Genomic DNA, 11,248 nt, shown 5'->3' on the forward strand with positions numbered 1-11,248 from the left:
GACAGAAAAAGGCACCGGCTCGGTCGGACAGTACTGCGATGATCCATCGAAGGTACCACGACAGCAACAGAGGCGCGCCGGATGTTGCGCGCAAAATCATGACCAGTTAAGTCAGATCATATCCATCAATTGACTGCAGCGTGCGGAAAGAAACCGGGATCGTCAAGCAGATCACAAAATCGTTAGATTGGGCCAGTCCTTATGCTTATCTGTCTACTCTAATGTACTGATGGCTAAAAAGGACATCTTCCGGCAGCTTGACGCAAGGGCGCCGTTGGCGCGACGCCTGCGGCGGCGCCCGCGACGACGCAAACCGTCGGGCGGCTCCAGCGGTCGTGGAACGCCCCGCATGCATGCCGGCAAACGGGGCGTCTGATGTATGGCTTGTCACCTCAGAGGGTGTGGGGAGCTAGATCCCGCCCACGTCGAACCGCAGCCGCTTTGCAGAATCGATCGACTTATGGTCGCGCACCTGCTCCAGCACCTTCTCCGGAAACGGGGCGTCGAGATAGAGCAGTGCGATAGCGTCGCCGCCCGGCCGGTTGCGGCCGAGCTGGAAGTTGGCGATGTTGACGCCGTTCTCGCCGCAGACAGTACCGAGCAGGCCGATAATGCCGGGCGCATCGGCATTGGTCGTATACAGCATGTGCTGGCCGACCTCGGCGTCGAGATTGATGCCCTTGATCTGGATGAAGCGCGGCTTGCCGTCCGAAAAGCAGGTACCGGCGATCGAGCGAGTCATATGTTCGGTCTTGACCGTGAGCTTGATATAGCCGTCGAAGACGCCCGATTTATCGCGTTTGACCTCGGCGACGATGATGCCGCGTTCCTTCACCATGATCGGCGCCGACACCATGTTGACGTCGGCGACCTGCGGCCGGATCAATCCCGCCAGGGCGGCACTGATCAAAGCGCGCGTGTTCATCGTCGCGGTCGAGCCGTCGAACAGGATCTCCACCTCGCTGATCGGATCCTCGGTGACCTGGCCGACAAAGGCGCCCAGCACTTCGGCGAGCTTGACGAACGGCTTCAGCCGCGGCGCCTCTTCCGCCGTGATCGAGGGCATGTTGATGGCGTTGGAGACCGCGCCCTTGATCAGGTAGTCGGCCATCTGCTCGGCGACCTGCAGCGCGACATTCTCCTGCGCTTCCGCCGTCGAGGCGCCAAGGTGTGGTGTCGCCACCACGTTCTCCATACCGAACAGCACATTCTGCTCCGCCGGTTCGACCTCGAACACGTCGATGCCGGCGCCTGCCACCTTGCCGCTCTTCAGCGCCGCGACCAGGTCGGCCTCGACCACCAGCCCGCCCCGCGCGCAGTTGATGATGCGCACGCCGTTCTTCATCTTGGCGATCGCAGCCGCATCGATGATGTTGCGGGTCTTGTCGGTCAAGGGCGTGTGCAGCGTGATGAAGTCGGCGCGGGCGAAGAGTTCGTCCAGTTCCACCTTGTCGACGCCGAGCTCCTCGGCGCGCTTGTCCGACAGGAATGGGTCGAAGGCGACGACGTGCATCTTCAGCCCGACGCCGCGTGTGGCGACGATCGAACCGATATTGCCGCAGCCGATGACGCCCAGCGTCTTGCCGGTGATCTCGACGCCCATGAAGCGGTTCTTCTCCCATTTGCCGGCATGGGTCGAAGCGTTGGCTTCCGGGATCTGGCGGGCGAGCGCGAAGATCATCGCCACGGCGTGTTCGGCCGTCGTGATCGAATTGCCGAAGGGCGTGTTCATCACGATGATACCCTTGCGGCTTGCCGCCGGAATATCGACATTGTCGACGCCGATGCCGGCGCGACCGACGACCTTGAGATTGGTGGCCGCGTTGATCAGCTTCTCGGTGACCTTGGTCGCCGAACGGATGGCGAGGCCGTCATACTTGCCGATCACTTCGAGCAGCTTTTCCTTGTCCTTGCCGAGGTCGGGCAGATAGTCGACCTCGACGCCGCGATCCTTGAATATCTGCACGGCGGTTGGAGAGAGTTTGTCAGAGACGAGAACGCGGGGCGCCATGGCGGCCTCCTTGAAAATGGATTGATCCGGGAACGGACGGCCCTCGGGCCGCAACGGAAACTCTCAGGCGGCCGCTTTGAGCGACGCCTTCTGGCTGACAAAGGCCCAGTCGAGCCAAGGCAGCAGCGCTTCGAGATCGGAGGTCTCGACGGTTGCGCCGCACCAGATGCGTAATCCCGGCGGGGCATCGCGATAAGAACCGATGTCGTAGGCGACGCCTTCCTTGTCGAGCGTCGAGACGAGGCCCTTGGCAAAGGCCGCCTGTCCATCAGCGTCGAGCGCCGCGATATCCGGGTCGGTGAAGGACAAACAGACCGACGTGTTCGAGCGTGTCGCCGGCGTCACCGCAAGATGGCCGAGCCAGGACGATCTTTCCACGAACCGGTCGAGCACGGCGGCATTGGCGTCCGCCCTGGCAATCAGCGCTTCGAGGCCGCCGACCGACTTCGCCCAGTTCAACGCGTCGAGGTAGTCCTCGACGCAAAGCATCGACGGCGTGTTGATGGTTTCGCCCTTGAAAATGCCCTCGATCAGCTTGCCGCCCGAGGTCAGGCGGAAGATTTTCGGCAGCGGCCATGAAGGCTTGTAGCTCTCCAGCCGCGCTACGGCACGCGGCGACAGGATCAGCATGCCATGCGCACCCTCGCCGCCCAGCACCTTCTGCCAGGAGAAGGTGACGACATCGAGCTTTTCGAAATCGAGCTTTTGCGCGAAGGCCGCGGAAGTAGCGTCGCAAATGGTCAGGCCCTTGCGATCGGCGGGGATGAAGTCACCGTCCGGCACGCGCACGCCCGACGTCGTGCCGTTCCAGGTGAAGACCACGTCGCGGTCGAAATCGATCTTGGTCAGGTCAGGCAGCGCGCCATAACCGGCCTCGATCTTTCTGACATCGGCGAGTTTCAGCTGCTTGACCACGTCGGTGACCCAGCCGGAGCCGAAGCTCTCCCAGGCGACCATGTCGACGCCGCGCTCGCCGAGCAGCGACCACAGCGCCATCTCGACGGCACCGGTGTCGGAGGCCGGCACGATGCCGATCCGGTAGTCGGTCGGGACCTTGAGTATCTCGCGCGTCAACGCGATCGCCTGCTCGAGCTTGGTCTTGCCGATCTTGGCGCGGTGGGAACGGCCGAGTGCGGCAGCTTTCAGCGCCTCGACCGACCAGCCGGGACGTTTCGCGCAGGGACCAGAGGAGAAATTGGGGTTTGCCGGACGGAGTCCGGGCTTCGTAAGCGTCGTCATCGTGGTCTATCCTTCCAGATAGTGGCCCCTCGTTGGGGAGGGGTGGCCCACGGACGGCGATATGCGTTCAGGCATCGGGCGTCAAGAGGAAAGTTTTTGTCGCTGGCGGGATACCGATGCATGACGCCCTAAAAGTACGCGGCGGTTTTGGGGCTACGGCAGGCATCAAACAGGAATGCGCCGCGATCAGGATCGCGTGACTTCAAATGCAAACGGCGGACCCCGAGAGATCCGCCGTCAAAGTCCCGATCTGCCCAAGTCTACCAGAGATCGTAGCGCAGCCCGAGCTTGATCTGGTGATTGCTGATCCCTTTCTTGACCGGAAAGGAAGTCAGGCTCGCGGCGGTCGCGTATTCGACGCTAGGCGCGGAAAAATACTGATAGCCGAGATCGACGGAAACATTCTTGGACACTTGATACGCAAGACCGGCATTCAACGTATAGGCGAGGGAATACTGCGTCTTGCTGTCATCAAGCGTGAAATCGTTGGCGGGGGTGGCCTCTTCGGCATAGCTGGCGGAGAGGCTGCGTTTGCTCACGACGACGCCGACACCCGCACCGACATACGGTGTGATTCCAACATAGGTGCCAAGGTCAACATAGCCATTGAGTATGCCTGAGAACGCATAGTTCTTCAGGTTTCCCGATCCCATGATCGACGTTCCAGCCGGTGCGGTAGCAGTATCGTCATAGCCGAAGCTTGCCTTGTTACCCGGCAAATAGCCGAAGTTGAGATCGGCGCGGAGGTAATCGTTGAAATGATATCCGAAGCCGACGCTCGCAAAAATTGCATCCTCGCTCTCGCTAAAGTTTTCGTTGTTGATCGCCGACGGGAAGGTGAAATCCCCATTCTTGAAACTCTTCTGCACCAGATAGGAGACGGCACCGCGCAGATACCATCCGGAGCCGACCTCGACCGGCACATAATCCGGCGCCTGGTCGACATAGATCGGCGGATCGTAGTCGGCGGCGATTGCAGACGTCAGCGGCAACAGCAGTGCGGCAATCGCCAGCGCCATACGCGATATTGATATCATGGTCCCCGGCTCCCGAATTCAGCGCCGTCCAACAAGCAACGGCGGCCAACGTTTCATGAGCCATTGTTAACCATAGTGGTTAAGTGCCGGTTAAGGCTAACAGAGGGTTATTGAATTGATTTCGAACGGGCCGGCCTCGGGTCACCTCAAACGAAAACCGCCCGGCTGATGCCGGGCGGTCGACGAATTCCTGGAAACTTCGAAGCGATTACTTGGTGTAGATCGGCTCGGGCTCCGGCTGATAGGCCACCACCGGCGCGGCGCAACCGTTGTTGCCGCCGAACTGGTAACGCAGACCGCCGCGCACCTCATGGGTGTTGAAGCCGTGATCGAAGCCCGGCCCGGCGCCCGGCGTGGCGCCGGCTGGACCATACTCGAACATGCGACCGCCCTGAATATGGGAGAAACGGTAGCCAGCATCGAGGATGACTTTGTCGGTCAAGCAGTAGGAGGCGCCGGCCATTACCGCGTACGCGAAGCGCCAGCTGGATGTTCCGGGGTTGGACTCGGTTGCGCCCGGGGTCGGGTCGTAGACAGTATCCCACTTGACGCGCGCTCCGCCGATACCGGCGCCGACATAGGGCGTGATACCGTGCCAGGTTCCGATATCGACATAGGCATTTGCCAGAAGCAGCAAGGCGCTCATCTTCGACGACTCGACCGAGACCGTAGTGAGGTCCGAGGTGCCACCATTGAAGTTCGACTTGAACCAGTAGTCGGCGGTCAGGTCGGTGCGGAAGTGTTCGTTGATCTTGTAGCCGACGCCGGCGCCTAGCGAGAAACCGCCCTTGAGCTTGCCATAGTCGAAGGACTTGCTGCCGGCGACCCCGACTGGAGGCCCGCACGGGCAAGGCGCGGCGCCATAGGTGATGTAGTCGATGTCACCCACCTTCGACTTGTGATAGTCGATATCGCCACGGATATACCAGCCGCCGACATCGACCGGTTGCTCATAGACCGGCGGCGGCGCTTCTTCGACCTGCGGCTCGGGCAGGTCAGCTGCGAGCACCGGCCAGGCCAAGCCCGCGAACAGCAGCGCGAACAGGGCCTTTCTTGCTGTATTGAACATGCTTGTCACCCCTAGAAACCTCGGAACGGCGATCGTGTCCGAATAAGATTGGCTTTCAGGCGTGGATAATGAATTGCAAAAGTTAAAAGGCGTTTAACCCTGTCGATTAACCACGAATCTCTAAAATCCCAGAGATCCGGCGAAGATTTCGACAGAGGGAGACCGACCCTCCACCAACAAAACCCCGCCGGAGGGAGGCTTGGATGCAATGAAGGCGGCGGCGTGACGCCTTCCGGGCGGGCGGGGATCAGGCAGCGCTGCTGCGGGTTTCCGAGATGACTCCGACGACGTCGTTGACGACGGCCTCGACCAGTTGCGGATCGTCGCCCTCGGCCATCACACGGATCAGCGGCTCGGTGCCGGATGGACGGATGACCAGCCGCCCGGCCTTGCCGAGACGATGGCGGGCGTCCTCGATCGCGGCCTTGACCGGGGCTTCCTCCAACGGTTTTCCGCCGGCGATGCGAACGTTCTTCAGCAGTTGCGGGACCGGCTCGAACTTCTTCGACAGTTCGCTGACAGGGCGGCCTTGCCGCTTGATGCAGGCCAGCACCTGCAATGCCGAGACCAACCCGTCGCCCGTGGTCGAGAAGTCGGACAGCACGATGTGGCCCGACTGCTCACCGCCGACATTGAGCCCATGCGCGCGCATATGCTCCACGACATAGCGGTCGCCGACCTTGGTGCGGTGCAATTGCAGCTTCATGTCGCCGAGAAAGCGCTCGAGGCCGAGATTGGACATGACCGTCGAAACGACGCCACCGCCAGCCAGCCGCCCGCTCTGGTGCCAGGACTCGGCAATCAGCGCCATGATCTGGTCGCCGTCTACGATGGCGCCGTTCTCGTCGACGATGACGACCCGGTCTGCATCACCATCAAGCGCCATGCCGATGTCGGCGCGCACTTCGTGCACCTTTTTCTGCAGATCGGCTGGATGGGTCGAGCCGCATTCCTTGTTGATGTTGAAGCCATTGGGCTCGACATTGATGGCCACGACTTCGGCGCCCAGTTCCCACAGCGCCTCGGGCGCCACCTTGTAGGCCGCGCCATTGGCACAGTCGACGACGATCCGTAGACCCGAAAGCGACATCGAGCGCGGCAAGGTGCGCTTGGCGAATTCAATGTAACGGTCATGCACGCCGTCGACGCGCTTGGCGCGGCCAAGCCCGTCGGAATCGGCGAGCGCCAGTTCGATATCCTTGTCGAGCATGCTCTCGATGCGCTCTTCGATCTCGTCGGACAGCTTGTAGCCGTCTGGGCCGAAAAGCTTGATGCCGTTGTCGTAGTAGGGATTGTGGGAGGCCGAGATCATGACGCCAATGTCGGCGCGCAGCGAGCGCACCAGCATGGCAACCGCCGGGGTCGGGATCGGGCCGAGCAGAAACACGTCCATGCCGGCGGCGCAAAGGCCGGCCACCATCGCGTTTTCAATCATATAGCCGGACAGCCTGGTGTCCTTGCCGAGCACGACACGATGGCGATGGCTGCCGCGCTGGAACGAAAGGCCGGCGGCCATGCCGACCCGCATGGCGATTTCCGCGGTCATCGGAAACTTGTTGGCGCGCCCGCGAATGCCGTCCGTGCCGAAGTAATTCCCTGCCATGCCAGTCAGTTTCCTTGGTTGTCCTTAGCCGGCACGTCATGCCACAATTGGCCGTCGTGCCCCGATCACATTGTGTGATTATATGTTACCAATCCTTAGAAAATCATTGTTGTGCGGTGCACACAACATGGCCGCAGCCTAGCACGGAGACGCTGTAGCGTCACATATACCAGTTTTGCGAGCCATTCGGCGCGGATGCACCCCGAGAATTCTTGCCTCGGCGGCAGTCAGGCCGAATGATTTCATCACCTTGTCGTCAGAAAGCGATTTTCGGCGATATATAAGCCGCCTGGCATCTGGCGCAACCGACCGTTGAGCGGTATTGATTCGCTGGGACGTATAATGGGCTGCAGCCACGGAGAAACGCTATGCTCATCCACCGAATTGCTACTCTGACCGGCCTTGCGGTCGCGACGTTGTTCCTGGCCGCGCCAGCCAACGCGCTGACGATGGCCGAGTGCAGCACGAAGTATAATGCCGCCAAGGACGCGGGGACACTCGCCGGCGCGACCTGGAACCAGTTCCGCAAGGCACAGTGCGGCACTGACGCCGCTGCCACCACCGACACCAAGGCGGCCACGACCAAGGCTGCCACGACCAAGGCTGCCGAAACCAAGCCGGCCGAAACCAAGCCGGCCAAGACCACCAAGGCCGCCGCGGCGGCCACCGACAGCACGGCCAAGGGCCTGACCGCCAAGGAATGCAGCACCAAGTACCAGGCGGCCAAGGCCGCCGGCACATTGAACGGCATGAAGTGGAACGACTTCCGCAAGGCCGAATGCGCCGCTGGCGCATCCGCCGACATCACCAAACCGGCGACCACCAAGGCTGCGACCACGACCGCGCCTGCCGCTGCTTCTGGCAAGGGCCTGAGCATGGCCGAATGCAGCACCAAGTATCAGGCTGCCAAGACGGCGAACACGCTGAAGGGCATGAAGTGGAACGACTTCCGCAAGAGCGAGTGCGGCGCTAGTGCCTCGGATGACGACAGCGTGCCCGCTCCAAGCGAGGCGAGCTACACCAAGGAACCCGCAAAGCCGACGACGGTTGCCCCCAAGGGTGTCACCTTCCCGTCCGCGATCTCGGCGAAATATGCCAGCGAGACCCCCGGAAAAGGCCGCATGCATACCTGCCTTGACCAGTACTATGTCCTTAAGGACGCCAACGCGCTCGGCGGCCTGAAGTGGATCCAGAAGGGCGGCGGCTTTTACAGCCTCTGCAATGCCAAGCTGAAGGGCTGAGCCACGTGGCATTCCCCCGGATCCATGGAGCATGACGGTTGAGATCGAATTGAATTAGACGGAAAATCTGGCAAGACAGGCAAGGCCCGCGATGCATCTGCTTCGCGGGCCTTTTGTTGCGCGAAGACGCCCGGGTCTTGCTCGCGTCCGCATATCGCGGGAGCTGTGCATCATCAATTCGCTCCCACTGCCCTCCGCAAGGCTGTCGGTAACTCACAAAAATTCTGATTGAACATAAAGGGAACAAACAGTATACAAAAAGCATCTACCTTGTCATCAACCAGGAGAATCTTATGCCCAGTTTGAAATTGGCGGTATTGGCTGTGACGGCATCGGTTACTTGGGGCGTCGCCCCTGCAAGCGCACTGACGATGAAGGAATGTGGCGAGACGTATCGGACAGCCAAGGAGAGCGGCACTCTGAATGGCATGGACTGGGCCGCTTTCCGCAAGGAGAAATGCGCGACGACCACTGCGGAGAGTGTCAGCGCGGATACGGTCGAAACCGCGCCACAGCCGAACAAGGAAACCAGCGCGGCACTTGTCCCCACTGTAGCGCCCGCGGGCGTAACGTTCCCGACCACCCTCGCCGCCGAGTTCGAGACCGAAAAGCCCGCGAAGGCACGGATGAAGACATGCCTGCAGGGTTACCATGGCAACAAGGAGGCAGGTACGTTGAACGGCCTTCGCTGGATCCAGAAGGGCGGCGGTTATTACAGCCTCTGCAATGCCAAGCTGAAGGGCTGATCGTCTGCATCTGAAAACAATGCCCGCAAGCCGCAAGGCTCGCGGGCTTTTTGCTGGGCAATGGCCAGCTCAAGTGTCTTGTTTGGAGAGGAGCCCGACCAAGCTTGAAAGATCGGCATTGGCCATGCCAGCCGCCACACCGCGTCGCATAAGGTTTTGCATCGGCAAGACGAGTTCGATGCTGACATCAGCCGCCCGGCTGGCATCGACCAGATTGACATAGGCATCTGCCTGCATGCCCAGGTTGGAAACGACGTTGCTGGTGTGGTCGCCGCTGTCGACCTGTTGCGCCCATATCGGCAACGCGCCTTGCATCGCCTTAAGCCACGATGTCAGCAGCGGCATGAATTCGCCGGCAGGAATCCCAGCCTTGCCCGTCAAAGCCAATGCCTGCAGGACACCGGCGAACAACCCGTACATGCCGGCCAGGAGCGAGATGTCGTAGAGCGGCGCGAGACCGGCATCCTCGCCAAGATACTTGCTGGTGCCGAGCGCATCGAGCCGTCCTGCATGGGCGTCGAATGCTTGCCTGGACCCGCTATAGAGTATCAAGGCATGCTGCCCGCCGATCATCGGCGGTACCGCCATGATGCCGCCGTCGATATAGTCGGCACCGCATCGGGCGGCCCAGGCGGACATCGCCCGCGCCTGTTCGGGTGTACCGTTGGTGAGATTGACCAATGTGCGGCCCGAGAGCGCGTTCCCCGCGGGACCGAGCACCTCATGGACAGTGTCATAGACAAGAAGGCATACCACGACCAGCGGGCTCGACCTGACGGCCTCCTCGACATTCCTGGCCACAATGGCGCCCTTGGCCACGACGAACTCCGACTTTGCCGCTGAACGGTTCCACACCGTCACCGCGTGTCCCTTGTCCAGTAAGGCTTCGGCGAGCGCCGTGCCCATGGCGCCGAGCCCGATTACAGCGATATCACTCATTCTGCTTCTCCTTTGTTCGCTTTGCCGGTCACGCCGGCATCAGGCTCAGATCCTGCCCAAGGCCGCCATCGACGGTCAGCCGCGCACCCGTGGTGAAGGTCGCGTCGAAAGCCAGGAACAGCACCGCCCGCGCCACCTCCTCAACCGTGCCGTGACGCTTCATCGGCGTGACCGCATCACCTATCCTCATGAAGGCTGCGCGTTCTTCCTCGGACGCACCGGCCACACCCATGGTCGGCGTGTCGATGAAGCCGGGGCTGACCACATTCACGCGGATGCGGCGCGGCAGAAGCTCGGCGGCCAGCACCTTGGCGAAAGCACGGAGGGCTGCCTTCGATCCGGAATAGACGCTCATGCCACTGGTGCCGGATTCGTCGGCGACTGACGAGGTGAAGACGATGGCGCCGCCATCCCTGATCAGGGGCAAAAGCCGCTGGACGGTGAAGAAGGCGCCTTTAATATTGATGTTGAAGATGCGGTCGTAGCTGTCCTCGGTCACCTGCGGCACCGGCTCCAGATTGGCGACCCCAGCATTGATGTGCAGGAAATCGATATGCCCGAGCTTCTGCCCGACCTCGGCGCCGAGTGTAACGATAGCGGCCATGTCGCCGATGTCGGACCGCACCACATGGGCGCGCGAAAACAGCCTGTCCCGTGCGGCATCGATGTTGCGTTCGTCACGGCCGGTGACCAGCACCTCGGCGCCGCCCTCGACCAGCGCTTCGGCGACAGCGAGCCCGATGCCGTGCGTTCCGCCGACGACCACGGCTTTCCTGTTTGCGTATCGCGTCATGATGCATCCTTTTGACAAAGTCCCGCCATCAACGGCCTTTGCAGGCCGAAGCGGGGTACTGATATTGTGTTGTGGTGCTCGCCGGTGTTGGCGATCTGGTCCGAAGCTATGGACCGACTTGTTTTTTCTCAAGTACCGACAAAAATGTAAGCCACCCACCGATTGCTCAGAATTGGATGAAACATGGGAAAGAAACAGCCAGATAGTTGCGGACTGGGGCCGGCATTGGAGGTGATCGGCGGCAAATGGAAAGCGTTGCTGCTCTGGCAGATTCACAAGGCACCGGCGCGATTCGGGGAACTGAAGCGGCTGGTGCCCGACATCAGCGAAAAAATGCTGATCCAGCAGCTGCGCGAAATGGAGGCGGACGGCATCGTCCATCGCCAGGTCTTCCCCGAAGCGCCGCCCAGGGTCGAATATTCGATCACCGACTTTGGTATCGAACTGGACAATGCGCTGATCCCACTTGCCAGATGGGGCATGCAACACGCCGGGCGAACGGACCGGCAGCGGCCCGGCAAGGCCGACGCGCCGGCGCCCCACGCGTTGTAATCAGCGCCGAACAGCAAA

General features: G+C 61.3%; 10 protein-coding genes. 3 read left to right on the top strand and 7 right to left on the bottom strand.

Features of this window, described 5'->3' with window-relative positions; all coding sequences use genetic code 11:
* Window positions 1–409: 409 nt before the first annotated feature.
* The 5 genes from serA to glmM all read right to left on the bottom strand — a co-directional run bounded on the left by serA (window position 410) and on the right by glmM (window position 6,959).
* The gene (serA, locus tag ACVWWD_RS05715; protein WP_023784281.1) at window positions 410–2,011 is read right to left on the bottom strand and encodes a phosphoglycerate dehydrogenase; all 1,602 of its coding nucleotides are present in this window, start codon (window positions 2,009–2,011) and stop codon (window positions 410–412) included.
* A gap of 63 nt (window positions 2,012–2,074) precedes the next feature.
* Window positions 2,075–3,250 (bottom strand): phosphoserine transaminase, encoded by a 1,176-nt coding sequence (locus ACVWWD_RS05720; protein WP_352552834.1) that lies wholly within the window; start codon window positions 3,248–3,250, stop codon window positions 2,075–2,077.
* 260 nt (window positions 3,251–3,510) lie between these two features.
* Window positions 3,511–4,287 carry an outer membrane protein gene (locus ACVWWD_RS05725; protein WP_352552836.1) on the bottom strand — a complete coding sequence of 259 codons (777 nt, stop codon included), beginning with the start codon at window positions 4,285–4,287 and terminating at the stop codon, window positions 3,511–3,513.
* 208 nt (window positions 4,288–4,495) lie between these two features.
* A complete protein-coding gene (locus tag ACVWWD_RS05730; RefSeq protein ID WP_023775392.1) occupies window positions 4,496–5,356 on the bottom strand; it encodes an outer membrane protein in 861 nt (286 codons plus the stop codon).
* A 247-nt stretch (window positions 5,357–5,603) separates the two neighbouring features.
* Window positions 5,604–6,959 carry a phosphoglucosamine mutase gene (gene glmM / locus ACVWWD_RS05735; protein ID WP_457102949.1) on the bottom strand — a complete coding sequence of 452 codons (1,356 nt, stop codon included), beginning with the start codon at window positions 6,957–6,959 and terminating at the stop codon, window positions 5,604–5,606.
* Window positions 6,960–7,327: 368 nt separating this feature from the next.
* On the opposite strand from glmM, the gene ACVWWD_RS05740 reads away from it, so the two are divergent.
* Together ACVWWD_RS05740 and ACVWWD_RS05745 are read left to right on the top strand one after the other, a co-directional pair.
* Window positions 7,328–8,200: a hypothetical protein gene (locus ACVWWD_RS05740; protein WP_457102950.1), complete on the top strand. Its 873-nt coding sequence runs from the start codon at window positions 7,328–7,330 to the stop codon at window positions 8,198–8,200.
* Window positions 8,201–8,493: 293 nt separating this feature from the next.
* On the top strand, window positions 8,494–8,946 hold the full coding sequence (locus ACVWWD_RS05745; RefSeq protein ID WP_023784277.1) for a hypothetical protein: 453 nt from the start codon (window positions 8,494–8,496) through the stop codon (window positions 8,944–8,946).
* Window positions 8,947–9,015: 69 nt separating this feature from the next.
* Here the strand turns inward: ACVWWD_RS05745 and ACVWWD_RS05750 are convergent, their stop codons facing one another.
* A complete protein-coding gene (locus ACVWWD_RS05750; RefSeq protein ID WP_352553723.1) occupies window positions 9,016–9,885 on the bottom strand; it encodes an NAD(P)-dependent oxidoreductase in 870 nt (289 codons plus the stop codon).
* A gap of 28 nt (window positions 9,886–9,913) precedes the next feature.
* Window positions 9,914–10,678, bottom strand: coding sequence for an SDR family oxidoreductase (locus ACVWWD_RS05755; RefSeq protein ID WP_457102951.1), 765 nt, complete (start codon window positions 10,676–10,678; stop codon window positions 9,914–9,916).
* A gap of 231 nt (window positions 10,679–10,909) precedes the next feature.
* Here ACVWWD_RS05755 and ACVWWD_RS05760 point away from each other — a divergent pair, with 231 nt between their 5' ends.
* The gene (locus tag ACVWWD_RS05760; protein ID WP_352553727.1) at window positions 10,910–11,230 is read left to right on the top strand and encodes a winged helix-turn-helix transcriptional regulator; all 321 of its coding nucleotides are present in this window, start codon (window positions 10,910–10,912) and stop codon (window positions 11,228–11,230) included.
* The last annotated feature ends 18 nt before the right edge of the window (window positions 11,231–11,248 follow it).

This window comes from Mesorhizobium sp. URHB0026 (assembly GCF_054059755.1).

What these genes read in the sequence shown, in the direction of transcription:
- serA (WP_023784281.1), bottom strand. Translation starts at nt 2,011, where the DNA reads ATGGCGCCCCGCGTTCTCGTCTCTGACAAACTCTCTCCAACCGCCGTG.
- ACVWWD_RS05720 (WP_352552834.1), bottom strand. Translation starts at nt 3,250, where the DNA reads ATGACGACGCTTACGAAGCCCGGACTCCGTCCGGCAAACCCCAATTTC.
- ACVWWD_RS05725 (WP_352552836.1), bottom strand. Translation starts at nt 4,287, where the DNA reads ATGATATCAATATCGCGTATGGCGCTGGCGATTGCCGCACTGCTGTTG.
- ACVWWD_RS05730 (WP_023775392.1), bottom strand. Translation starts at nt 5,356, where the DNA reads ATGTTCAATACAGCAAGAAAGGCCCTGTTCGCGCTGCTGTTCGCGGGC.
- glmM (WP_457102949.1), bottom strand. Translation starts at nt 6,959, where the DNA reads ATGGCAGGGAATTACTTCGGCACGGACGGCATTCGCGGGCGCGCCAAC.
- ACVWWD_RS05740 (WP_457102950.1), top strand. Translation starts at nt 7,328, where the DNA reads ATGCTCATCCACCGAATTGCTACTCTGACCGGCCTTGCGGTCGCGACG.
- ACVWWD_RS05745 (WP_023784277.1), top strand. Translation starts at nt 8,494, where the DNA reads ATGCCCAGTTTGAAATTGGCGGTATTGGCTGTGACGGCATCGGTTACT.
- ACVWWD_RS05750 (WP_352553723.1), bottom strand. Translation starts at nt 9,885, where the DNA reads ATGAGTGATATCGCTGTAATCGGGCTCGGCGCCATGGGCACGGCGCTC.
- ACVWWD_RS05755 (WP_457102951.1), bottom strand. Translation starts at nt 10,678, where the DNA reads ATGACGCGATACGCAAACAGGAAAGCCGTGGTCGTCGGCGGAACGCAC.